Source organism: Accumulibacter sp. (genome assembly GCF_023806565.1).
Lineage (GTDB): Bacteria > Pseudomonadota > Gammaproteobacteria > Burkholderiales > Rhodocyclaceae > Accumulibacter.
Map to the genome: position 1 here is coordinate 95962 of NZ_JAMTDV010000066.1, position 23072 is coordinate 119033.

Below are 23072 nucleotides of genomic sequence, written 5' to 3' on the forward strand. Positions count from 1 at the left end.
TCGTTCTAGGGCCAGCCACGCATCAGCGCGATGCCGTGCCCGCCCCGGCTGCGCGCCACATCGAGCAATTCGGGCCGCAGACCGCCGAGCGCGTAGACCGGCAGTGGCGAGCATTCGACCAGACGCGCGAATTCCTCCCAACCCATGCCTGCCGCTCCCGGATGGCTGGCAGTCGGCAGGAGCGGGCCGAGAACGACGAAGTCGAGGCCGAGCTCGGCTGCCCGCGCAAGATCGGCAGCACCATGACACGAGGCGGCGACCCGCGCGAACTCCGGCCGTCGCTCGATTTCCCACAGGCGCTGCGAGGACAGATGCAGTCCCTGTGCCGCGACCGCATGCGCGAGCTCCGCGTCGTCATTGATCAGCACCATGGTCTGCGGCCACTCTCCAGCCAGCGCCACGACGGCGCGCGCAAGGGCTCGGCGTTGCTCGGCGGGCAGCGTCTTGTCGCGCACCTGGAACAGGCGCAGCCCCTTCGCGAGCCCCGTCTTCAGCCGCGCCAACTCGGCCGTGACACCATTCTCCGTAGCATTGCTCAGCGCGTACAGCGGCGGCAGCGCGAGGGCTCTCAGGATCGGAGCATTGGCCGGCAGGATCGGGGCCACCGTCGCCGCTGCACCGGCCGTCATCCAGACCAGGGCACTGTGTTCGATCGGCGCAGGCTCGCCATGCCAGGAGTGGACGCGATAGAAGCGCAGACGAACCGTCGCATGCGGATAGCTGAACTGGCAAGTGACCCAGGGCCAGGCATGATCGACGCGGACGCCGAGTTCTTCCTGCAGTTCGCGAACGAGTGCCGCGCGTGCCGTCTCGCCGGGCTCGACCTTGCCGCCCGGAAACTCCCAGTAGCCGGCGCAAGCCTTTCCCGGCGGACGCTGCGCCAGAAGGAATTCGGGAGCTGCCGGGTCGCCACGCAGCATCACCGCCGCTGCGACTTCGGTGACCGGCGTCACCGGTCGGCCGGCGCAACACCGCGCCCCATGTTGGCGCGCTGCCTCCTCCGGGACCTCGGCGCGCCCGCATGACCACCCGCCCAATCGCGGGCAAACTGCCAGGCGACGCGTCCGCTGCGCGAACCGCGCTCGAGCGCCCAGTTGAGCGCGTCGCGCTCGGCACGGCGAATCTCGTCGGCCGGACAGCCAAACGACTTGAGCCAATGGGCAACGATATGCAGGTAAGCGTCCTGATCGAAAGGGTAAAAGGAGATCCACAGGCCGAAGCGTTCCGACAGCGAAATCTTCTCCTCGATCGACTCGCCCGGATGGATTTCCTCCCCGATGCGCTGGCCTTCCAGGTTTTCGGCGAAATACTCGGGCATCAGATGCCGCCGGTTCGAGGTGGCGTAGATCAGCACATTCTCGGGTGGAGCGGCGATCGAACCGTCGAGCGCGACCTTCAGTGCCTTGTAGCGCGCGTCGCCGGAATCGAACGAGAGGTCGTCGCAGAAGACGATGAAGCGCTCCGGACGCCCTTCGATCAGTTCGACGATGTCCGGCAGATCGGTCAGGTCGCCCTTTTCCACTTCGATCACGCGCAGTCCCTGCGCTGCGTATTCGTTGAGCAGCGCCTTGATCAGCGAAGACTTGCCCGAGCCGCGAGCACCGGTGAGCAGCACGTTGTTCGCTGGCTGACCGGCGACGAAGTGACGGGTGTTGGTCTCGATGCGCGCCTTCTGTTCGTCGATGCCCTGCAGATCGCTCAGGCGGATTCCGGGCAGGCGGCCGATCGCCTGCAGGTAGCCGGCGCCGCGCCGGGTACGCCAGCGAAACGCGCAGGCCGCCGCCCAGTCCGGAACCGGCGAGGGTGGAGGCAGCAAGGGCTCGAGGCGGTCGAGCAACTGCTCGGCCCGAAACAGGAAGTGCTCGAGTTGCCGGAGAGATTCGATCATCGGACAGTATACTTCGCGGTTCTGGGAACCCGACACTCTAGCCAAACCATGCGCAAAAGCCAATCGCGCGCCTCGCTCGCGCTCGCCGCCGCACTGCTCACCGCTTGCAGCACCGCTCCGCCAGGCCCCTGTCCGATTTGTCCCACGGCTGCCGGGGTGTCGCCGGCAACGCCGCAGGCAGCCGCCAGACCACTGCAGGCGGCACGCTGGAATGACCTGCCCGGCTGGGGCGAAGACGATCTGGCGGCTGCCTGGCCCGCATTCCTGCAATCGTGTCGCGGACTGGCGAGCCGCCCGCAATGGCCACAATGGAAGGCCGTCTGCGACGAGGCCCGCGGGCTGGCGGAACCTTCGACGGCGGTCGTCCGCCGCTTCTTCGAATCGCGTCTGCAACCCTGGTTGCTGACCAATCCCGACGGAACGACGAGCGGACTGATGACCGGCTACTACGAGCCGCTGTTGCACGGCTCGCGCACGCGCGGCAAGCCGTATCTGCAACCGGTGCTCGGGGTGCCGCCCGATCTCCTGACCATCGACCTGGGCACGCTGCTGCCGGAGCTCAAGAACCAGCGCCTGCGCGGTCGTCTGCAGGGCAACAAGGTGGTGCCATATTACTCGCGTGCGGAAATCACCAGTCGCGAGGCGGAGCACGCCGACCGCGTCCTGCTCTACGTGGACGATCCCGTCGAGCTGTTCTTCCTGCAGGTCCAGGGCTCGGGCCGGGTCCGGCTGGCCGACGGCACCGTCGTGCGCCTGCTGTATGCCGACCAGAACGGCCACCCCTATCAGTCGATCGGGCGCGTGCTCGTCGATCGCGGCGAGCTGACTCTCGAACAGGCGTCGATGGCGGGAATCAAGCAATGGGCGAAAGCCAACCCGAACCGGGTCAGCGAACTGCTGAACAGCAACCCCAGTTATGTCTTCTTCCGCGAGCAGCCGGCGAAGGGCAATGACGGCCCGAACGGTGCGCTGGGCGTGCCGCTGCTGCCGGAGCGCAGCGTCGCCGTCGATCCTGCCTACACACCGCTTGGCGCGCCCGTTTTCCTGTCCACCAGCCAGCCGGATTCCGCCAAACCGCTGCGCCGTCTGGTTCTTGCTCAGGACACCGGCAGCGCGATTCGCGGCGCCGTCCGTGCCGACCTCTTCTGGGGTTTCGGTCCGCAGGCCGGCCACCAGGCCGGACGCATGCGGCAGCAGGGTCAGATGTGGCTCCTCCTGCCACCGGGCCTCGCACCAAAGTAGGAGACCGGCACGGCAATTTGGTGCATGCAATCCCTATAGTGGTGCGCCGATCGCTGTGGGCGCACCGAATTTGTGCAGACAGGTCCCCAAAATGGAGCGTAAGTAATTGTTTTTGTGCATACATACCATTGGCGCGAAACTTGCTTTACGGCTCCCGACGATTTTACGGAGGAGCCATGGAAGCACTCAAGTCTGGTAGCGACGTTCTCTTCATTCTGCTCGGCGGCATCATGGTGCTGGCGATGCATTCGGGCTTTGCCTTTCTCGAACTGGGCACGGTGCGCAAGAAGAGCCAGGTCAACGCATTGGTGAAAATCCTGACCGATTTCTCGGTGTCGACGATCGCCTACTTTTTCGTCGGCTACGGCATCGCCTACGGAATCCACTTTTTCAGCGGTGCCGAATCCTTGCTCCAGAAGAACGGTTTCGAACTGACCCGCTTCTTCTTTCTGCTCACCTTCGCGGCGGCAATCCCGGCGATCGTGTCGGGCGGCATCGCCGAACGCGCGCGTTTCTACCCGCAACTGGCTGCGACCTTCCTCATCGTCGGCTTCATCTATCCCTTCTTCGAGAGCATCGCCTGGAACCAGGCGTTCGGCATCCAGGCGTGGCTGAAGGCCACTTACGGCGAAGAATTCCATGACTTCGCGGGATCGGTCGTGGTGCATGCGATGGGCGGCTGGATCGCGCTGCCCGCAGTCCTGCTGCTCGGCGCACGCTACGGACGCTACACCAAGGAGGGACGGATTTCCGCGCACCCGCCGTCGTCGATCCCCTTCCTGGCGCTAGGCGCCTGGATTCTCACCGTCGGCTGGTTCGGCTTCAACGTCATGAGCGCACAGACGATCGACAAGATCTCGGGTCTCGTCGCGATCAATTCGCTGATGGCCATGGTCGGCGGCACGCTGGTCGCCATGGTCGCCGGCAAGAACGACCCGGGCTTCGTGCATAACGGCCCGCTGGCCGGCCTGGTAGCCGTCTGTGCCGGCTCGGACGTCATGCACCCGATTGGTGCGCTGCTCGTCGGTGGCGTCGCCGGCGGGCTGTTCGTCGTGATGTTCACGCTGACCCAGAACCGTTGGAAAATCGACGACGTTCTCGGCGTCTGGCCACTGCACGGCCTCTGCGGCGCCTGGGGCGGCATCGCCGCGGGCATTTTCGGCAGCCAGGCACTGGGCGGTACCGGTGGCGTCGCCCTCATGCCACAACTGCTGCTGACCGGCATGGCCATCGGCATCGCCCTGATCGGCAGCCTGGTGGTTTACGGTGTCCTGAAAGCCGTCGTCGGCCTGCGCCTCGATCAGGAACAGGAATACAACGGCGCCGACCTAGCAATCCACAACATCACGGCGACACCCGAGCGGGAGGTCAATTGGTGAGCTGACCGGAAGCAATCACGGTCGTTGGCAACGAATGTCAGCCAGGCGAACGGGGCGGTGGGGTGCGTGGCACTACCGCCCTCGTCGGCGCTCATAGGCTTTGGCCGGCTCCACGGCTGGCATGCCGGAACGCGAGGACTACAACCTTGCCTGAAGCAACGCGATAGTAGACATGCTACCTGACGCGGGACAAGTACAGGCGACGGAGACCTGGATATCGACGAGATTCTGACCGCGCGCCTACACCAGGCTGCAGTAACAGGAGATTCTTTGCTTCCTCGAAGTCGTCAGCGATTGCATCAGGGACAGCAGGTCGGTTGTCGCTCCACCACTGTACTCCTCGTTCCAACTGCGCGGCTGCGCGCGGGGTGACTTCAACCGAGACCACTTCGCTCAGGAAGTGCGGCGCAGGCGCCGAAGAAGTCCGTTGGCGGACATGGTCTCTCCACGATCCACTTGCGCTATCGATTCGAGCAACTCTGCTTCCAACGCTGGTGTGGTACCACGAAGGTCCGTTCTGTTTCCCGCGCCAGGATCATGACGACCGTACCCTCGGGGAATGGCTCCCCTTCGACGATGATCTTGCCGCCAACGACGGTACCAGTGGTAAGTTGCATGAGCGCGATACTACACTGCAGTCGCTGCAAAGGAAGCTATCGAGAAAGAAGCGAAAATCTTCGTCGGCAACGACGCAGACTTGGCGGTTGTTGCCCCGCTGGATCACGTGCAGTGAAACACCGGGAATGATCTGCCGGGATTGACGGGCCATCGGAGGATTCCAGGACAATTTCCGCGGAGCATGGCGATAATCGGGGTTTGTACCCGATCACCATCATCCCCGGCAGATGAACGCTATTCGCTGGATCTCCGATCCGTATCGGCATGCAGTGCGGCCACCCATTCCCGGATCTGTCGGTAGACTCGCTCGTCGGTAAGCAATCGCATGTGACCGAGACCGCCCAGTCGTGCGATCTCGACGTCACCGTCGATGGCATGCGCCGTCGCGCTGCCCGGTGTAACGAGTCCATCGCCGAAAAACCTGCCGAAAGGATGTTCGCTGTCTTCGGCCAGACTGGCACCGAGGAAGCGAAAAGCAATATGGTCGTGCGCTGGGGGATTCCGTGCCGCACCCGGTCCGCTTCGGAGATCCTTGATCCCCTGGCTGCGGCGCGCGGCGATCTCGCCGAGAGGCGCTGTCACGCTTGAGAGGTTCAACGCCAAGGTCGTCAGTTGACCGAGTCGTTCGACTGGCGAGCCGAGATGCGGAGAGCCCAGGCAGATCAGCATCCGCGTCAGCTGCGGCCAGCGCATCTGTGCCGCTGCCGCCGCTTCAACCCCTGCCAGCGCAATCAGGCCCCCCATACTGTGGCCGACGATCAGCACTTCGCTGGCCACCTGCGGCCACGCGGCCAGGAGTTCGTCGAGCAGTCTGGCGAGTTGCACTCCATTCTCGGCAATCGGCAGGCCGGTGTTGTAGCGCAGGTAGAGCGGTGTGTAATCGAATTCGGCGCGCAACTGGCGGCCAAAATGAACGTCGGTTGGCGCTGCTGCAGCGCCGGGATCCCAGAAATGCTCGTCACAGCTCAGTCCATGAAGGAAAACGCAGAGTCGTTGACCCGGCTCCGGAAAGGCGGAACGCAGTGAATCGGGAGCCAGCGGGATCGTTGCTCCGTGGAGGCGGATGGCCATGCTGATCGCCAGCCGGTTGTCACTCTCCGCCAGGAGGTCACCGAAAGCGCCGTTGATCACGCTGCGCAGCCCGCTCGCCAGGCGTCCGGGCGGCTTGCTGGCTGGCAAACGCGCCCCGCTCCCTTCGACGATCGCCGATGCCGCGAAGAGTCCGCGGCTGGCGAGCTGGATTGCCGTATAGACGCTCCCGGCAATGGTGTCGTGGGCGCTCTGGACAAGCCCTGCCGGACCGGAAATCAGCGGGATTCGCCGCAGAATGCCAAAGGACTTGCCGGCGATGGCGCCATGCATTTTCTGAACGCACCGCGTTGTCTCGCAGACCACGGCCTTCGCCAGATGGCTGTAGCCTGTCTTCGGTCCGCGGCGGCCATAAAGCTTCGGGTGCAGCTTCAACTCCTCAGGCATCTAGGGGCTCTCCCCTGGAGAAACGGGAGGTCATGTTACGATGCAGCAATCGTGGTCTGTCCCCGATTGCCCTGCGCGCGTTGATGTGAAGCGGGTTGGAACCGCGCCGGTTGAGCCTGATTCGCTCCAGGGGAAGCAGCACATCCCGACTCACGACTGAGGCCCCGGCGCGCGTCTTTCATCAGGGTCCCGGCATTGCGCCGAACATGACCGGTTGTGGTTTCGCACTCCGCCATCTTCTTGATCGACGAACGCAATGGAAGAAGAATCAGAGCAGGGAAACGTGATGAACCAAAAAATCCAGCGTGGCATTTGAATTCTTGGGAAGCCCTTGTAGCGGCTAATCGGCCGAATCCAGGCGGCGAAGCCGGCTGGGGGCGGTCCCGTTGAGCAACGGGCTAGCCCGCAAAATCGCCAAATGGGGTGTTTTGCTGCCCAGCATTTAGAGCGCCTGTCGCGCGTACTTCATGTCCGTACCACTCTTGCCTCCGCAGAAGCGGTTCCATTCGACAATTTTCAAGTCTTTTGCTATTGCCTTGTTTTCAGTGACGATCGCATTGAAGCTATTCGTTCCACGGTAAGTGGCACACAAGGTGCCGTCAGTCATCAGTACGGCGTCAACGAGTTCGAATGAATTTGGGTTCTTCGTCGAGGCCTTTAGAGCCCGGAGTCGACTGACAACAGACTGGAACTCGGCTTCCTTCTTCGCTGTCTCCGCCTCCTCACGCGCACGCTGCTCGGGCGTCTTGGACGCTTCAATTCGCTGCTTCTCAGCTGCGGCTTGCGATTTACGGTCCTCTTGCTCGCTTATGCACCGAACCATCGCAATCACCAGCACTGCGCCGAGCCCGAGCTTTACAATTAGCCCAAACTTCGACTCCGGCGCAGGTTTGGCCACCCCGCAATGCGGGCAATTCTTCGCCTTGTCGCTTACATCCTTGCCGCACTCGCGGCACTTGACCATTCCCATTCATCCTCCCATTACCGGCATCACGTGCAGCCAAATTCACCCTACGTCATACTCCGTGATGCAACACTTGCGGGCTAATGTTCGACGTAAGGGACGTCTTGTGCCTTGGCGCAAGACGTCCTCTTGACGGCGGGTCTTCAACACTACACTTTTGGCTATTGTGGCGAAAGACGCGTATCACGCCGCGCAAGACGCGCCGTTTCGCCGCCGCCCCGTAAACGTTCGCGGTGCGTACCATATGATACGCGCGGCGGTTCGCTTATCTCGCCAACTCGCGGATAGCACGGAACAAATTGACCCCGTTCGGAACTTTTCCTGGTACCAGCGTCCTCATGACCCCGGTTCCACTGTCTTGCCAAGATTTTCGAGACTGGCGTCCTGTGGTTCGCGGCGCTCTTAAACAATGGCTTGGCGCACCGGCACATGACATTGGCTTGCGCAAGTCCAGTGGATCGGGAGCATGGCCGGCAATCCGGCATTTCGCCGCATCGGGATGTCGCGGCGCGGCGTCGTGGTTCTGATCGCTTGCATTCGGCAACTTCGCTGGCAACAACGGATCGAGCCCGAAGCACGGCACCAATCGTGCCCGTGGTTATCGGCGGGAGCGGTCACCACGAGCGGCAACAGCGCGCCGACCGCGAAACTCGCCGCCGACGCCAGCGCAGCCGGCAGCGGCCGCGCGCGGAAAACTTCCGAGATGCCGAGCTCGTCATGCGCGTGAGCGGCGAGGGCAACCTGCGCCATCAGTTGCCGGGCGACCTGCTGCGCCAACTGCGGCTGCAGTCCACGGGCAACTTGGAGGGCCGTCCGTTCGCGCTCTTCGGCGGCGGGATCGGCCGCCGGTTCCGAACGCTCGCGCGACAGATCGGCCGGCTCGGCCTCGGCCTCGGCCTGCGAATGCACCCAGCCGCCATCGACATGGCGCCGGCGAGCGGGATGCTGTCCCGGCTGGCGCCCGCGGCCGCGACGCTGACCATCCGGCTGGCCGTCGAAACGATGCCGTCATCGGCACCACGCACGGCGGCGCGCAGCCGCTGAAGCTCTCGGTGCGATGACGCTCGGCATGATGATGAAAAGATCTCGTCAGCGACGGTCCCCGTCAGTCCTCGGCGCACGCGATCGCGCTGCCGGCCGCGCGCCGGAGGAAAGTTCGCAGCAAGTGGGTCACGAGGACCCGTCGCGGCGTAGACTGGCCCGATGGTTTCCCGTCCGCCCGGCCGGCAATCGTCACGCCCCTCGCCTTCGCTGGGACTACAGGGCGCCACGCACTCGCCCTTGATAATGAGACCGGCAGCCCCCATAGTCGGATTTTCGTCTTTTTCGAGGGCTCCATATGAGCACACTGTTCGACCCCATTCGCGTCGGCGAAATCGATCTCGCCAACCGCATCGTCATGGCCCCCCTGACCCGCAATCGCGCAGCACCCGGTCAGATACCCTCGCACCTCGCCGTCGAGTATTACCGGCAGCGCGCGAGCGCCGGGCTGATCATCAGCGAAGCGACACAGGTCAGTCCGCAGGGGCAGGGCTACCTCGACACGCCGGGCATCTACAATGCGGAACAGGTGGAGGGATGGCGACGGATCACGAGTGCCGTGCACGACGCCGGCGGAAAGATTGTCGTGCAACTGTGGCACGTCGGCCGCATCTCGCACGTCTCGCTGCAGCCGAACGGGCAGGCCCCAGTGTCATCGACCGATCGGCGCGCAGAAACGAAGACTTTCACGCGCGACGGCTTCGTCGCCGTCTCGACGCCGCGTGCGCTGCGCACCGACGAGATCCCGGGAGTCGTGGAGAGTTATCGGCAGGCTGCCAGGCGCGCGATGGACGCCGGTTTCGACGGGGTCGAGGTGCACAGCGCGAACGGCTACCTGCTCGAGCAGTTCCTGCGCGACAGCATCAACGACCGCAGCGACCAGTACGGCGGCTCGATCGAAAACCGCAGCCGGCTGCTGATCGAAGTGATGACCGCGGTGGCCGGCGAAATCGGCGGTGGTCGCACCGGCCTGCGCCTGTCGCCGGTGACACCGGCCAACGACGCGGCGCAGGACAGCAACCCGCAGGCGCTGTTCGAGTATGCGGTGGGTCAGCTCGCGCCACTGCACCTGGCTTTCCTCGAAGTCGTCGAAGGGCAGACCGGGGGCGCGCGCGACTTCGCGCCGTTCGATTATGCTGCCCTGCGCAGAAGGTTCAACGGCGCCTGGATGGTGAACAATGGCTACCAACGGCAGATGGCGCTCGACGCCGTGGCCTCCGGCGCAGCCGACCTCGTCACCTTCGGCCGGCCGTTCATCAGCAACCCCGACCTCGTGCGGCGACTGCATGAAGGCACCGGGCTCAACAAGCTCGACGCCACCACCCTGTACGGTGGCGGGGCGAAGGGTTACACCGACTATCCGACGCTGGACGAGTTGACGGCCGCCTGAAGGCGCGCGCAAGACACGCCGTCAGCGCAAGACTCCGGTCGCGACGGTCCCGGCGCGGCGATGCCGAAGGCATCCGGGCGCTCGCGCCCGGGTCGCGGTGAGGCCGGCGGCCCGCACCACCCACCCCGACGTCTTGCCCATCGGAGGGACATCCCGGGCGGCCTCCCGCCGCCGCAAACGCGAGCGCATTCCACGCCAATTATCAATTAAATTGATGTGCTGGCGTTGGGCTTCCTGTTACGCTAAGACCCAGGCGACACGCTCGCAGGCGCACTTGGCGCCAAGCTTGGGCCCCTGTTCACCGGGGCCGCTCCCACGATTTCGGAACGACAGGAAGGGGATGGACATGGTCTCATCTCGGCAACGCTTTCCTTGCGCGCCAACGCGCCGATCGCCGGCGTCGCGAGCAGCCTGGCGGACCCGTTCGCGCTGACGGTCATGGCCCGTTACGAGGCGATCCGTGCAGTCGGCGAGAGCGTGCTGTCCGTGATGCGCGACGCCTGTCCTTTCGCCGAGCTGCAACTCGGCACCGACGCCAAGTTCGAGTTCGCCTTCTTCAACACGCTGGTCGCCGAAAGTCCGCCGCCTGAGGGCTTCTATTTCTGCCTGTGGCGCGTCGGCATCGGCGGCACGCCGCGCAGACTGCCGCCGCGGCGTGACCGGACAGGACAGGTGTTCAAACCCTCCTTGCCGCTCGATCTGTACTTCCTGTTGCTGCCGGTGGCGAGCAGCGCCGACAAGCAGGCGCTGATGCTCGGCTGGGCCCTGCGCTTCATGAACGAGTTGCCGGCGTTGAGCGGCGAAACGATCAACCGCTACACCAAGGGCGAACCCACGGTCTTCGACGCCACCGAAAGCGTCGAACTGATCGCCGACCCGCTGGCCACGGCAGACTATCTTGCCCTCTGGGATCGCGTGAAAACCGGCTTCCAGGCGGGCATGACCTACGTCGCGCGCATGGTGCTGATCGACTCCGAACAACCGGAGGCCCAGGGTCGCCTGGTGACCGAACGCGATTTCGGCTTGCGCAAGGCAAGCGTGCCATGAGCGAAGTGCTGCTCGACACATTGATCCTCCCGGCACAGATGGGCCTGCGCTTCCTGGATGCGCATTCGCAGCAACCGGTCGTCGATGGCCTGCGCTGCACCCTTTTCCGCCGACGCGACGGGCGCCCTATCGGCGTCGCCACGGCGACGCCAGGCGGCGTCCATCACTGGCCGGACCTCGCGGCCCCGTGGCGCAGCGACCTTGCGTCGCCACCGCTACCGCCGCAATCCAGCCGCGCCGAGGTGGTCGTCGAAGACCGGCTCGAGCGGTTCCTGCCGGTACGTCTGGCCTGGCCGACCGAACCCGACAGCGATTCGCCCTGTCTCGCCACCATCACTCTCTGCTCGGCGCCACAGCGCAACGCGCCGGCCGCTGCCGCCACTGTGCATGCCCTGCTGGCGACCGAGACCGGCGCACCCGCGGCGTGGGCACGCGTGCTCGCGACCGACGCGCAATCGCGCGCCACCACCGGCATGAGCGATGCCGCCGGACGACTGACGCTGCACCTGCCTTTCCCGCGGCCAGAGCGCCGGGTGGCCAAGAGCCCGCCCGATTCGCCGCCGGCGGCGCCGGGAATGGGGGCAGCGATCACCCTGCAGATATTCCACGACCCCGGCGTTGGCGACGAAGCGGTCGCCGCCGCCGCGGCGGGCTCACCCGGACCGACCGCTCCCTTCCTTCCCGGCTGGTCCGCCCAACCTGAAGTCCGCGCGCTGGCGCGCATCGGCGCAACCGACGCCTTCGGTCCCTTGCGCCTCGAACCCGACCGGCCCAGCGTGCCTGTCACCGATGGTCTGCCCCCCAACCGTTCGGAGTTGCGGCTGATGCCGCTTTGATCTGCGAGGAGATAGCGATATGCCCGAATACCTGGCCCCAGGCGTCTTTGTTGAAGAGGTTTCGTTCCGCTCGAAATCCATCGAGGGCGTGAGCACCACCACCACCGGCTTCATCGGCCCGGTCCGCTACGGACCGGTGATCGACACGCCGGACATCATCACCAGTCTGGCCGAATTCGAGCGTACCTACGGCGACGGCGGACAACTCGCCTACAACGCCGACGCCGCACTGCTGAGCACCAACTTCGTGTGGCAGGCCGTCCGCAGCTTCTTCGAGGAAGGCGGCCAGCGGGTATACATCAGCCGCATCTTCCGCCCGTTGTCAGGCGCCTATCCGCCGGCCGACCTGACGACCTCGACTCCGGGCAGCAAGCCGTATGCGGACGGACACGCGCGGCTGACCGTCGGCAGCTCACCGTCGTTCCGGATCATTGCCCGCTACCCCGGTGCCGCAGGCAATCTGCGCCTGCGCTTTTCGCTCAGACTCGGTCCGAACGTGCTCGGTGCGCTACCCGATCCGACCAAGGTCAGCAAGCTCATTCCAACCGTCAGCAACCTGCACCACGGCGACGTGGTGTGGATCAGTTCGGCCAAGGCGTTCGCTGCCGTACAGCCCGATTCATCGCCACCAGGCGAGCGCAGCGTGCAGCAACTGCCGATCTATGTCGCCAAGAAGACCCCAACCGGCAGTTGGCATTTCGTTTCCGGTGGCCTGCTCCCGAGCCCGCCGCCGGCCGACCCGAGCGAACTTACCCTCGACGATTTCCTGCTCGACTCGTCGCCCGGTTCGGGCGATTCGATTCGCCCGCTCACCCTCGCGCTCGACGCGCTCTCGGACGATGGCAGCCGCAGCCTGGGCAGCTGGAGCGGACTGCCGCTCGACCCGGAACACAGTACCGCCGGCGTGCCCGATTCCCTCTTCGATCTCTTCAGCCCGGAAGGGCCGAGCAGCGGCACGCCGTTCGTGCTGCAACAGGACAACATCGCGACCGGCCGCGATCTGCTCGAAGCACTCGACACGCTGCCCGGGATCGACTTCAAACTGACGCCGGCCGAATGGGACGACGCCGGGCACACCGGCGAACTCGACGCGCTGCGCAAGAAGATCGAGCGCGGCATCTCCGGACTGGCGATCCTCGACGGCGGCAACGACGGTCTGCTTCCCGGTCGTAGCGAGTACCAGGGTCGCGCCGACCCGACGCAGGATTACAGCACCGGTTTCAAGCAGTTCGAATCGATCGAGGACATTTCGATCGTCGCCGCCCCGGGCTCGACGTGGAATTACAGCGCGCGCGTCGACGACGTCAATGCGATCACTGGCCTGTTGATCCAGCACGCCGAATACATGCGCTACCGGATCGCGATCATCGATCCGCCCGAGGGCCAGAAGATCGCCGACGTGCGCAAGCTCAAGGCCAAGCTCGACAGCAAATACGCGGCGCTCTATTACCCGTGGGTCACCGCCTTCGACCCGATCACCCGGCAGCCCCTGAACCTGCCGCCGTCAGGCTTCGTCGCCGGCATCTACGCCCGCAACGACACCGAGCGTGCAGTGTACAAGGCGCCGGCGAACGAGGTCGTGCGCGGGGCGATCGGCTTCGAGACGCTGATCAATACCGCCCAGCAGGAAGTGCTCAACCCGGAAGGAATCAACTGCTTCCGTTTCTTCGAGGGTCGCGGCTTCCGGCTGTGGGGAGCCCGCACCATCAGTTCCGATTCCGAGTGGAAGTATGTCAATCTGCGGCGCTATTTTGCCTACCTCGAACGTTCGATCGACAAGGGCACGCAGTGGGCAGTCTTCGAGCCCAATGGCGAAGCACTGTGGGCCAACGTGCGCGCCACGATCCGCGATTTCCTGGTAAACGAATGGGCCAACGGCGCGCTGCTCGGCGACAAGCCCGAGAAGGCTTTCTTCGTTCGCTGCGACCGCTCGACGATGACCCAGAACGATCTCGACAACGGTCGCCTGATCTGCCTGATCGGCGTCGCACCGTTGCGACCCGCGGAGTTCGTGATCTTCCGCATCGGCCAATGGACGGCCGACCGCCAAAGCTGAAACGCCCGTCTAACTGCGCAATCCGGAGAACATCATGGCTGTCCTACGCGATCGACCCTACGTCCAGTTCAACTTTCACGTCAACCTCGGCGACGGCGTCACCAACACGCCGCAAGCCGGCTTCCAGGAAATCAGCGGCATCGGAATGGAGGTCACCATCACCGAGTACCGCCCCGGCAACTATGCCTTCAACAACGTCATCAAGACCGCCGGTCTCAACAAGGCCACCGACGTCACCATGAAACGCGGCGTGATCGGCTCGCTCGACCTCTACAAATGGCTCGACGACGTGCGCAACGGTGCCAACAGTGGCCTGCGCACGGTCACCATCGACCTCAAGAGCGAGGACCGCAGCACCACTGTCCAGAGCTGGCGGCTGATCAATGCCCGGATCATGAAACATCAGAGCGGTCCGCTGAGCGCCAAGGGTACCGACGTCGCGATGGAGGAGCTGACGCTCTCCTACGAGCGGCTCGAGATGGAGTAAGGGCATGCGCCTGCTGCCCGGCATTCGCATCGTCGATGTGCCGCCACCTCCGGGGGACGGCCTGCCGGTGATGGATGTTCCCGTCTTCGTCGGCTTCGCCGAACGCGGGCCGCTCGACCGTCCGGTGGCGATCGAAGACCCGGTGCAATACGCTGCCGTTTTCGGCGGGATCGTCGATCTGGTGCCGCGCCCACGTTCGCAACTCGACGATCAAGGGGTATCGGCGACGCCGCGGATGCTGCGCGCACACCTGCCGGCTGCGGTCGCCAGCTTCCTCGCCGGCGGCGGTCGCCGCTGCTACGTGATCCGCGTCGCCGACCGCCAGCAGGCTTCGACGGCGCTGTTCCCGGTCGCCGGCTTGCGGCTGGCGACGTTCAACCGGGAGACCCATCCGTGGCGCTGGCAGCTCTCGGCGTGGGACTTCCGGTTGCAGGCCGCGAGTCCTGGCGCCTGGGCCGACCGCCATGAACTCGCCGTGCGCGTGCGCGGCGAGGCGCTGCACTCCGATGATCGGGTGGCCCGTGGCGACGTGCTGCGCGTCCGCCGGCCCGACGCCGAGCAGTACGTCGGCTGGTTGCGTGCCGACCGACCTGGCCTGCTTGCCGAAATCCTTGCCGCCGCCGATCCGCTGGCCTGGTTGTGGACGCCGGCGCTTGGCGACGAAGCACCCGGAGAATCACCGCCAGCCCCCACTGCCGGTTTCGACGACCCACTGGCTGCCGCAGACTCGCCGCCTTCGCCGCTGCTCGCCTCGCCACCGGGAACCGTCGATGCGGACGGCTGGCTGGTCGAACGCGTGACGGTAGACCTCGCCCTGCGTCACCCGACGGCAGGCGAAATCCGTCGTGAGAATTGCGGACTGTCCGCCGGCGCAGCGAACCTGCCATGGTTCGAAGCCGACGCGGAGGGCCGTTACGACGCCGGCGAAGAGCTGCCGGGCGCTTCCTGGCCACTCGCCGGCGTGCCCGCCTCGGCTCTCGCCGAACTCGCCTGCAGCCCGGACGGCGTACATCCGCTCGTTCCCGAATCGGACGACTGGATGCTGCTGCCGGTCGCCACCGACGCCTACTTCGGGCCCTGGCGCGCAGCTCTCGGCGATGGCCGCGATGCGCTGAGCCGCAATGGGCTTGCGCGCTATGCGTCGGATCTGTTCGTCGATCCCGCCTGGAGCGAGCGCCTGCGCCGCGACGAGCTGTTGCGCTGGGCAAACGAGATCCGCTTCTTCGCCACCGCCCCGCGCCGGCTGCGCGGGCTGCATGGCGCCCTCGGGCGCGACGACGCGGTCAGTCGCGACGCCACCTGGATCGCCGTTCCGGACGCCGTGCATCCGGGCTGGATGCGCGCACCCGACCCCGCGCCGCACGACGGCGAACTGCTGTCGACTTCCGACGAACCCTGCACCTGCGTGCCGGCCACCGCCTTCGACGGCTGCCTGCCACCGCCGCCGCGAATTCCTCGCCCGCCGCGCTTCGACCTAGCGGCGCTGCGCGTGCCGGCGGACGGCGCAACGGCTGCCACTGCGGTTGCTCCCGCCGATCGCGAATGGCTGATCTTCGCCGACGATACCGCTTCGCCACCAGGTGCCGAGCCAATTTCGTTCGAGGTGCAGATTGCGCAGCAGCCCGACTTTTCCGACCAGCGACCACTTCCGGCCGTTGCCGGAAGCGCGGACAGCAGCGCGCAGTGGTTTCCGCCGCCGGCGCAGGCAAGCTGTGCGCAGCCGCCGACCACCCCCGGACCGCGGCACTTTGCGCCGGTGCGCTACGCGCTGCGACTCGCGGCCGGTCTCCATTTCCTGCGCGCACGCACCTGGCGCAGCGGACGCTACAGCGAATGGTCGGCAACGGTCGAGGTACTGGCCCGTTCCGGCGACTGGCAACTGAACCCCGACCAGAACTCGGGCAATGCCGCCGTCGCCTATAGGGTGCACTGCGCATTGCTCGATCTGTGCGCCGCCAGCCGCGAGCACTTCGCGCTGCTGTCGGTGCCCGAGCGCTGGGACGCGGCCCGCCTGACTGCCCACACGACAGCCCTGCGCCAGCGTGCGGCGGCCGACATCGAAGCCTCGCAGGCGACCAGTTTCGCCGCCCTGCATCATCCCTGGCTGCTGCGCCGGGAAGCGGCCAGCGATGGCAGCGATTCCCCCGCGGCGCTCGCCGGCGAACTGCACGCGCATCCACCGGAGGGCGCGGTACTTGGTGTGTACGCGCAGCGCAGCCGCAAGCGCGGCGCCTGGGCCGCCGCCGGGCTCGATCCGCTTGCCGAGGCAGTCGCGCTGGTCGGGATGATCGACGCCGAAGGCATCGAGAGCGCCGGCGTCAATCCGATCGAAATGCGTCCGGGCGGCATCAGCGCCACGCGCGCGGCGACGCTGTGGAACGTCGACCCGGATTGGCAAGCAATCGGCGTGCGTCGCCTGTTCATCCTGTTGCGCAGACTGGCGCGGCGCGAGGGCGAACGCTATACGTTCGAGCCCAACGACCTGACCCTGCGACGCAGCCTGGAGCGCTGTTTCGACACGCTGCTGCAGCAACTGATGCAGCGCGGTGCGTTCTCCGGCGCCAGGGCCAGCGACTCGTACCTGCTGCGCACCGCCAGCGGGGTCCGTGCCAGCGAAGAAATCGAACGCGGCGAGTGCAGCCTGGAAATCCGCGTCGCCCCCTCGCGGCCTTTGCGCTTCCTGACGCTGCGTGTTCTGCGTAGCGGCGAGCAAATGATTCTCGAGGAGAGGTAAGCCGATGGTCGGCCCCGCAAGCACGGACAATGGCGAACAGGAGCGCCGCAAATGGCAACCGTTCCCGGCGTTCAATTTCCTGGTCGAAATCGTTCCCGACGGCGCCAGCAAGCCACTTGCCGGCGGTGCTTTCTCGGACTGCGACGGCATCGAAATCTCCCAGGAAGTGAAGACGCTGCGCGAAGGCGGCAACCCCAACCGGGTGCATCGGCTGGCCGGGCCGGTGAGCTTTGGCCAACTGACGCTGAAGCGCGGCGTCACGCATGGCTTCGAGCTGTGGCAGTGGTTTTCGGACAGCCTCGCCAACCCCGCCCTGCGCGCCGGCGTGACGATCAGCGTGCTGCGTCACGACCGCAGCGAATGGGGCCGCTTCATCCTCAGCCGCTGCCTGCCGATCAAGCTCAAGGCGCCGACGCTCAACGCGCGCGAAGGCAGCGTCGCCGTTGAGGAAATGCAGCTCGCCTACGAAACGTTCCGCTGGGAGGACAAGAGCGATGCCTGAACTGGACGTGCAGCACGCCCGCCTGATCGAGCTGCAGGACGATCTGAGCGACGTCAAATCCGGTGGCAAGGTGGTCGAGGTGCAGTTCAACCCCGAGTCGCTCAAGCTCACCTACGCGAACCAGATCCAGACGCAGCCGAATGGCTCGTCCAATTCGCGTCCGCCCACCGGCAATCAGTCGCAGGGCACACCGGCACGCCAGTTCGTCGGCGCGGGAACGACCAAGCTGGCGGTGCAGTTGTGGTTCGACGTCAGCGCGGCCACTGCCGCGCCGTTCATGGTCGACGACGTCCGCAGAATCACCGCACAGGTGCTGTATTTCATGAAGCCGAAGCCGGCTGCGGCTGGCGCCAGGGACGCGGCGCAGCGGACACCGCCCGGCGTGCGCTTCGCCTGGGGAAGCTTCCTGTTCGACGGCATCGTCGAATCGGTCGAGGAGAACGTCGAGTTCTTCTCCAATACCGGCAAGGCCCTGCGCGCCAGCATGACGCTCAATCTGATCCAGCAGGACATTCTGGTCCCCGACTTCAGCAGGCAGGGGGACGGCAAGGTGCCGGGCACGCGCCCGCTCTGGCCGGCGAGCTCGGGACAGTCGCTGCAGCAGAAGAGCCCGGCGCAGGCAGGGGGCGCAAGCGGAGCTTCGCCTGCCGGCAGCGGCGCCGGACTCGGTGCGAGTCTGAGCGCGGGTTTCAGTGCCGGCGTCGGCATCGGCAGCAGCGGCCTGAGCGCCGGCGTCAGCGCCGGAATCGGTCCGGGCGGCACGACCCCGGCCGGCGGTGCCGCTTTCCAGACCGGTGGCTGGCAGCAGGTGGCTCTGGCCAACGGCATCGAGAACCCGCGCGCCTTGGCGCCGGGCCAACTGATCGACCTGAGCGCAAGCAAGCCGCGTATCGTCACTGCCTGAGGAGCCGAGCATGGGAGTCGTCATCCAGGAATTCGAAGTCTCTCCCGCCGCCGCCCCGGCGCCGGCCGCACCCGCCCCGACGCCCGAGGCCGGCGCGGCGAACCGGCAACCGAATCCGCATCCGGCCGACGCGCAGCGGCTCGCCGTCGAGCGCCGCGAACGCGCGCTGCGCCTCTTCGCCCACTGAGATTCCGACCTCCAGCCGAAACAACGACGATGCCCGAAGTCTCCGTCCCCCTGCAGAGTTCACGCCCCGTCATCGAGATCGACGGCCAGTCTGCCGACGATCTGGCGGCTGCGCTGAACGAGCTCCGGATCGAGGAGCGCAGCGACGGACTCGCACACTGCGAACTGGCTTTCGGCAACTGGGGCCTGCGCAACGGGGTCAATGACTACACGCTGTTCACCCGCGACCGTCTCGAATTTGGCAAGCGGATCGAGATCAAGCTGACCGACCAGCGCATTTTTGCCGGCCGCATCATGGCCATCGCGGGACGCTTTCCGCATGGCGGCATCCCGGAAATCGTGGTGTTCGCCGATGACCGCCTGCAGGATCTCCGCATGCAGCGCCGCACCCGCTGCTTCGAGCAGCAGAGCGACGCCGACGTGGCGCGGACGATCGCCAGTGATCACGGCCTGCAGGCCGCGGTCGACCTGCCGGGACCGACGCACGCGGTGCTCGCCCAGGTCAACCAGAGCGACCTGGCCTTCCTGCGCGAGCGCGCTATCGCCGCTGGTGGCGAATTGTGGATCGAGAACGACACGCTCCACCTGGCGACGCGCCCGGCACGCGCCGGCGGCACACCGGTCGCGCTGGCCTACGGCAGCAACCTGCTCGGCTTCGAAGTTCGCGCGGATCTCGCCCTGCAGCGCAGCCGACTCACCGTCAGCGGCTGGAACCCGAAGGACAAGCAGGCCATCAAGGAATCCGCGGAAGCCGCCGTGCTCGGCAGCGAACTCGACGGCGGCGAGAGCGGCGTCGCCTTGGTCGCGCGTGCCCTCGGCGAACGTGCCGACACCGTCGCCCACCTCAACCCGTCCGACGCCAGCGAAGCGCGGGCCATCGCCGAAAGCTGGTTGCGCCAGATCGGTCGGCGTTTCGTCGTCGGACGGGGCAAGGCGTCGCCCGATGCGCGCATCCGGCCCGGTGCAAAGGTCGACCTGTCCGGCCTCGGACCGCTGTTCAATGGCAAGTACACGGTCTGCGAGGTCTGCCATCGCTTCGACCTCGTCGAGGGCGCGCGCAGCGAGTTCACCGTCGAGCGCCCGGCGATCGGCCGTCCCTGAAGGAACCCGCATGTTCGACGCCACCCCCGCCGAAGCCCTCTACAGCGGTCGCCTGCCGGCCGGCTGGGGCGGCCGCTGGTACGGCTGCTACCCGGCGACGGTGATCGACATCGTCGACCCCGACGGCGCCGGTCGGATCAAGGTCGCGCTGCCGTGGAGCCCGGACGGTGGCGGCGCCCGTTACGAGGCCTGGGCGCGCCTGGCCACGCTGTTTGCCGGCAACGACCGCGGGAGCTGGTTCCTGCCCGAAGTCGGCGACGAGATGCTGGTCGTCTTCGAAGGCGGCGACGTCCGCCGACCTTTCGTCGTCGGCGCGCTGTGGAACGGTCAGGACCAGCCGCCGACCAGCGCCGAGCAGCGCAACGTCAAGAAGATCATCAAGAGTCGCAACGGTGTCGTGATCACCATCGAAGACCAGGACGGGCAGGAAAAGCTCAAGCTGGAAACGCCGGGCGGCTGCTCGGTGACGCTCAAGGACGGACCCGGCTCGGTCGAAATCCAGGACAGCAACGGCAACAGCGTCAAGCTCGAATCCGCGGGCATCACGGTGACGGCCTCGGCGAAGGTCAGCGTCAATGCCAGCCAGGTGGAAGTATCGGCGGGAATGGTCTCGGTGAGCGCCGGCATGTCGCGTTTCTCGGGCGTCGTGCAGGCCGACACGGTGATCACCAACACGATCATCGCCGCCACCTACACGCCCGGCGCGGGGAACATCCTGTGAGCACCCGGCACGTCCTGCGCTGGGTCGGCGCCGAAGCCTTCGTCGCCCACGACATCCGTCCGGGGCCTGCACTGCTCCGCTTCGACGGCGACGACTTCATGGAGCGGATGCTGGCGACGCTCGCCGACCGACCGCAGGATCTGCCCGATCTGGTCGCCAAGAGCGAGAGCTGGCAAAAACTCGGCCCGGCGACGCCAACACCGCCGTCGCTGCAAGCGACCGAGAAACCCTATTCGCGGCCGGCGCGTGCCTTGGTCCGCGCGCGCGAATTGCTCGGCTTCAAGCGCCGTGATCCGAAGAACGCAGCACAAAGCCCCTTGAGCGACCGGCAGGCGCTGCTCGCGGCAGTGAAGCCGACGGCCAAACCGCTCAAGCTCTTCCAGCCGGTACACAAGCGCTACTATCTGGCAGCCGCACATCTCGTCTGCGAACTGCCCGGCCTGCCGCCGCGCGTCACCGCTGCCGGCGACAAGAGCGGCTTCGTCATCCGCCGGCTGGTCGGCAGCGGCGCGCGCGAGCACGGCTTCGTCAAGGACGCCGACGGACAGGCCGCCTGGGTCGACGCCGGCGACCATCCCGAGGCCGACACGGTAGCGGGAGAAGAACTGCTGCCGGTCTTCCCGATGAGCTACACACCGCCCGGCGGGCCCGCGCGCAATCTGCTCGCCGGCCTGATCCCGGTGGCCCGCCACGACGATTACCGCTTTGCCCGCCGCCAGGGATCTGCGCCACCACCCGGTCGCAGCGGCGAGTGGTCGGCGGTCGACGACGTCAAGGCGCTGGCGCGCATGAAGGTCATCGCTCCCTGGCAGGGTTTGATCGAACGCGCCTACCAGAGCGGCGGCACGAGCCAGGGTCTGACCAGAAATACGCCCTGGGACGGCAAGACGCCACCCACCGCCGCCACCGGCGCCAACCTGCAGGCGCTCAACAACCAGCTCGTCGAAGCTTCCTGGCGCCAACTGCAGGAGATTCGCGAATTCCTGCTGGCCACGTTCAAGGACCTCAAGGCAGCGATGCTCGCCTCGGGCCAGACCGGGCGCAGCGACCGCCCGGCGCTGCAGGCGCTGCTCGACCTTCTGGGTCAGCCCACCTGGAGCGCGCCCGCTGCCGGAACACCGGCGGACGACCAGCCGCAACTCAGCGCCGACGTGCTCGGTTTGGCCGACCCCTATAAGTACGCCTCGTTGCTCGCCGCGCTTTCTGCCATCGACGACACCACCTCGGCAACTCTCGACGGCATGAACAACGCTTTCCCGCAGGGAGTCGACTGGCCCGGCTGGGCGTTCCCTCTCGCCGTGCTGCTCGGCGGCTCGGACAATGACAGCGAGCTCGACGCGCGCGGCAACGTCGTGCTGAAACCCGTCCCGCGCATCGGCGGACCGTTCCGTTCGTGGCCCGGCTTCGTCTCCGGCCCGGCGACCGAAGGTCATCAGGACGCTGACAACCGCCGCCTCGAACTCCTGTACGACAGGCTCGCCGCCGCCATCGTCGAAGCGGACAAGACCGCTGCACTCAATGCCAGCGCCCAGGCGCCGGTGGCTGCACGTCTGGCCAGCGAACTCGAAGCCAGCCTAAAGGACGACCCCGGCCCGCCGCGCTACGTCGTGCGCTTCGTGCACCGCCGCTGCGACTGCGGCCCGCTGCATCCACCGGTCATTTCTGCGCCGTCGGAGGCCTTCGAGCTGGCCGGCTTCTTCGATCCCGAGGCGCCGCTGCGGCCGATCCGCATCGCGCTGCCTTTCGACACCACTCCCGGCGGCCTGCGCAAGTTCGGCAAGAACAGCGCCTTCATCCTGTCCGACGTCCTCTGCGGCCAGATGAAGCGCGTGCGGCGGCTCGGTTTCGCCGACCTCGTGCTGTCGGTCCTGCCCTGGCCTTTCCACAAGGACCTCGACGTCGGCGCCATGGGCCCCTGTGGCGGTAGCGACGTCAACGCCCGTTTCGGCACGATCTGCTCGCTGTCGATCCCGATCATCACCATCGTCGCCTTCATCCTGCTGATCGTCATCGCGACGCTGCTCGACCTGATTTTCCGCTGGCTGCCCTTCCTGATCGCCTGCTTCCCGGTGCCGGGATTGAAAGGAAAAGACAAATGAACGAAGCCGATCTCTACGGACGCGGCCTCGCCTTCCCGATTCGTGTCGGCAGCGATGGGCGGCTGGCCTGGTCGGCCGGCGAAGCCAACGTGCGCGAGTCGCTGCGGCTGGTATTGCTCACCGGGCAGGGCGAACGTCTGCGCCGACCCGACTTCGGTGCCGGCCTCGAGCGCTTCCTGTTCGAACCGAATACCCCCGCCACCTGGCGCGCCATCGAGGAACGCATCCGCAAGAGCCTCGAACGCTGGGAAACGCGCCTGCGCGTGGAGAGCGTCGAGGTGGCAGCCGATCCGGACAATCCCGAAGCCGCACTCGCCACCCTTGCCTTCACCCTGATCGCCAGCGGCGAAGCCGGACGCAGCACGCTGACCATTCCCGTGCAGGGACGCTAGGAGTCCGCC

At 66.3% G+C, this 23072-nt stretch carries 19 protein-coding genes and 1 pseudogene; 15 read left to right on the forward strand and 5 right to left on the reverse strand.

All coding sequences use genetic code 11. The features are described from left to right. Positions 1 to 5: 5 nt before the first annotated feature. Both NFV80_RS08090 and NFV80_RS08095 read right to left on the reverse strand, forming a co-directional pair. Positions 6 to 953, reverse strand: coding sequence for a Nudix family hydrolase (locus NFV80_RS08090; RefSeq protein ID WP_295327262.1), 948 nt, complete (start codon positions 951 to 953; stop codon positions 6 to 8). Next, on the reverse strand, positions 950 to 1888 hold the full coding sequence (locus tag NFV80_RS08095; RefSeq protein WP_295327260.1) for an ATP-binding protein: 939 nt from the start codon (positions 1886 to 1888) through the stop codon (positions 950 to 952). Before NFV80_RS08095 ends, NFV80_RS08090 begins: the two co-directional genes overlap by 4 nt. 48 nt (positions 1889 to 1936) lie before the next feature. Between NFV80_RS08095 and NFV80_RS08100 the strand changes: the two genes are divergently transcribed. Together NFV80_RS08100 and NFV80_RS08105 are read left to right on the forward strand one after the other, a co-directional pair. Continuing rightward, on the forward strand, positions 1937 to 3130 hold the full coding sequence (locus tag NFV80_RS08100; RefSeq protein ID WP_295327258.1) for a murein transglycosylase A: 1194 nt from the start codon (positions 1937 to 1939) through the stop codon (positions 3128 to 3130). 176 nt (positions 3131 to 3306) lie between these two features. Next, positions 3307 to 4509, forward strand: coding sequence for an ammonium transporter (locus NFV80_RS08105; RefSeq protein ID WP_295327256.1), 1203 nt, complete (start codon positions 3307 to 3309; stop codon positions 4507 to 4509). An 852-nt stretch (positions 4510 to 5361) separates the two neighbouring features. On the opposite strand, the gene NFV80_RS08110 is transcribed toward NFV80_RS08105, so the two are convergent. The 3 genes and pseudogenes from NFV80_RS08110 to NFV80_RS08120 form a co-directional block, all read right to left on the reverse strand. Further along, complete coding sequence (locus NFV80_RS08110) at positions 5362 to 6603, reverse strand: alpha/beta hydrolase (protein ID WP_295327254.1); 1242 nt, start codon at positions 6601 to 6603, stop codon at positions 5362 to 5364. A 442-nt stretch (positions 6604 to 7045) separates the two neighbouring features. After that, a complete protein-coding gene (locus NFV80_RS08115) occupies positions 7046 to 7573 on the reverse strand; it encodes a zinc ribbon domain-containing protein (RefSeq protein ID WP_295327252.1) in 528 nt (175 codons plus the stop codon). A 606-nt stretch (positions 7574 to 8179) separates the two neighbouring features. Then, positions 8180 to 8660, reverse strand: a pseudogene (locus tag NFV80_RS08120) (VIT1/CCC1 transporter family protein); the annotation flags it as partial. 246 nt (positions 8661 to 8906) lie between these two features. Here NFV80_RS08120 and NFV80_RS08125 point away from each other — a divergent pair. The 13 genes from NFV80_RS08125 to NFV80_RS08185 all read left to right on the forward strand — a co-directional run bounded on the left by NFV80_RS08125 (position 8907) and on the right by NFV80_RS08185 (position 23063). Continuing rightward, positions 8907 to 9998: an alkene reductase gene (locus NFV80_RS08125; RefSeq protein ID WP_295327250.1), complete on the forward strand. Its 1092-nt coding sequence runs from the start codon at positions 8907 to 8909 to the stop codon at positions 9996 to 9998. A gap of 372 nt (positions 9999 to 10370) precedes the next feature. Further along, positions 10371 to 11045, forward strand: coding sequence for a Pvc16 family protein (locus tag NFV80_RS08130; protein WP_295327248.1), 675 nt, complete (start codon positions 10371 to 10373; stop codon positions 11043 to 11045). Beyond that, a complete protein-coding gene (locus tag NFV80_RS08135; protein ID WP_295327246.1) occupies positions 11042 to 11881 on the forward strand; it encodes a hypothetical protein in 840 nt (279 codons plus the stop codon). Before NFV80_RS08130 ends, NFV80_RS08135 begins: the two co-directional genes overlap by 4 nt. 19 nt (positions 11882 to 11900) lie before the next feature. After that, the gene (locus tag NFV80_RS08140) at positions 11901 to 13937 is read left to right on the forward strand and encodes a phage tail sheath subtilisin-like domain-containing protein (protein ID WP_296758338.1); all 2037 of its coding nucleotides are present in this window, start codon (positions 11901 to 11903) and stop codon (positions 13935 to 13937) included. A gap of 34 nt (positions 13938 to 13971) precedes the next feature. Next, positions 13972 to 14424 (forward strand): phage tail protein, encoded by a 453-nt coding sequence (locus NFV80_RS08145; RefSeq protein WP_295327242.1) that lies wholly within the window; start codon positions 13972 to 13974, stop codon positions 14422 to 14424. A 4-nt stretch (positions 14425 to 14428) separates the two neighbouring features. Then, complete coding sequence (locus tag NFV80_RS08150) at positions 14429 to 17158, forward strand: hypothetical protein (RefSeq protein WP_296758341.1); 2730 nt, start codon at positions 14429 to 14431, stop codon at positions 17156 to 17158. Between the two features lie 4 nt (positions 17159 to 17162). Next, positions 17163 to 17660 carry a phage tail protein gene (locus tag NFV80_RS08155; RefSeq protein ID WP_295327237.1) on the forward strand — a complete coding sequence of 166 codons (498 nt, stop codon included), beginning with the start codon at positions 17163 to 17165 and terminating at the stop codon, positions 17658 to 17660. Beyond that, on the forward strand, positions 17653 to 18564 hold the full coding sequence (locus tag NFV80_RS08160) for a peptidoglycan-binding protein (RefSeq protein WP_295327235.1): 912 nt from the start codon (positions 17653 to 17655) through the stop codon (positions 18562 to 18564). The genes NFV80_RS08155 and NFV80_RS08160 overlap by 8 nt, the downstream gene beginning before the upstream one ends. A 10-nt stretch (positions 18565 to 18574) precedes the next feature. After that, complete coding sequence (locus tag NFV80_RS08165) at positions 18575 to 18751, forward strand: hypothetical protein (protein ID WP_295327233.1); 177 nt, start codon at positions 18575 to 18577, stop codon at positions 18749 to 18751. Positions 18752 to 18780: 29 nt separating this feature from the next. Then, complete coding sequence (locus tag NFV80_RS08170) at positions 18781 to 19851, forward strand: contractile injection system protein, VgrG/Pvc8 family (RefSeq protein ID WP_295327231.1); 1071 nt, start codon at positions 18781 to 18783, stop codon at positions 19849 to 19851. A 10-nt stretch (positions 19852 to 19861) separates the two neighbouring features. Next, positions 19862 to 20572 carry a phage baseplate assembly protein V gene (locus NFV80_RS08175; protein WP_295327229.1) on the forward strand — a complete coding sequence of 237 codons (711 nt, stop codon included), beginning with the start codon at positions 19862 to 19864 and terminating at the stop codon, positions 20570 to 20572. Beyond that, positions 20569 to 22671, forward strand: a complete 2103-nt coding sequence (locus tag NFV80_RS08180; protein WP_295327227.1) for a hypothetical protein — start codon at positions 20569 to 20571, stop codon at positions 22669 to 22671. Before NFV80_RS08175 ends, NFV80_RS08180 begins: the two co-directional genes overlap by 4 nt. Then, positions 22668 to 23063, forward strand: a complete 396-nt coding sequence (locus NFV80_RS08185) for a GPW/gp25 family protein (protein WP_295327225.1) — start codon at positions 22668 to 22670, stop codon at positions 23061 to 23063. The genes NFV80_RS08180 and NFV80_RS08185 overlap by 4 nt, the downstream gene beginning before the upstream one ends. Positions 23064 to 23072 lie beyond the last annotated feature (9 nt).

What these genes read in the sequence shown, in the direction of transcription:
- NFV80_RS08160 (WP_295327235.1), top strand. Translation starts at nt 17,653, where the DNA reads ATGCCTGAACTGGACGTGCAGCACGCCCGCCTGATCGAGCTGCAGGAC.
- NFV80_RS08165 (WP_295327233.1), top strand. Translation starts at nt 18,575, where the DNA reads ATGGGAGTCGTCATCCAGGAATTCGAAGTCTCTCCCGCCGCCGCCCCG.
- NFV80_RS08170 (WP_295327231.1), top strand. Translation starts at nt 18,781, where the DNA reads ATGCCCGAAGTCTCCGTCCCCCTGCAGAGTTCACGCCCCGTCATCGAG.
- NFV80_RS08175 (WP_295327229.1), top strand. Translation starts at nt 19,862, where the DNA reads ATGTTCGACGCCACCCCCGCCGAAGCCCTCTACAGCGGTCGCCTGCCG.
- NFV80_RS08115 (WP_295327252.1), bottom strand. Translation starts at nt 7,573, where the DNA reads ATGGGAATGGTCAAGTGCCGCGAGTGCGGCAAGGATGTAAGCGACAAG.
- NFV80_RS08135 (WP_295327246.1), top strand. Translation starts at nt 11,042, where the DNA reads ATGAGCGAAGTGCTGCTCGACACATTGATCCTCCCGGCACAGATGGGC.
- NFV80_RS08100 (WP_295327258.1), top strand. Translation starts at nt 1,937, where the DNA reads ATGCGCAAAAGCCAATCGCGCGCCTCGCTCGCGCTCGCCGCCGCACTG.
- NFV80_RS08140 (WP_296758338.1), top strand. Translation starts at nt 11,901, where the DNA reads ATGCCCGAATACCTGGCCCCAGGCGTCTTTGTTGAAGAGGTTTCGTTC.
- NFV80_RS08105 (WP_295327256.1), top strand. Translation starts at nt 3,307, where the DNA reads ATGGAAGCACTCAAGTCTGGTAGCGACGTTCTCTTCATTCTGCTCGGC.
- NFV80_RS08145 (WP_295327242.1), top strand. Translation starts at nt 13,972, where the DNA reads ATGGCTGTCCTACGCGATCGACCCTACGTCCAGTTCAACTTTCACGTC.
- NFV80_RS08150 (WP_296758341.1), top strand. Translation starts at nt 14,429, where the DNA reads ATGCGCCTGCTGCCCGGCATTCGCATCGTCGATGTGCCGCCACCTCCG.
- NFV80_RS08125 (WP_295327250.1), top strand. Translation starts at nt 8,907, where the DNA reads ATGAGCACACTGTTCGACCCCATTCGCGTCGGCGAAATCGATCTCGCC.
- NFV80_RS08185 (WP_295327225.1), top strand. Translation starts at nt 22,668, where the DNA reads ATGAACGAAGCCGATCTCTACGGACGCGGCCTCGCCTTCCCGATTCGT.
- NFV80_RS08110 (WP_295327254.1), bottom strand. Translation starts at nt 6,603, where the DNA reads ATGCCTGAGGAGTTGAAGCTGCACCCGAAGCTTTATGGCCGCCGCGGA.
- NFV80_RS08095 (WP_295327260.1), bottom strand. Translation starts at nt 1,888, where the DNA reads ATGATCGAATCTCTCCGGCAACTCGAGCACTTCCTGTTTCGGGCCGAG.
- NFV80_RS08155 (WP_295327237.1), top strand. Translation starts at nt 17,163, where the DNA reads ATGGTCGGCCCCGCAAGCACGGACAATGGCGAACAGGAGCGCCGCAAA.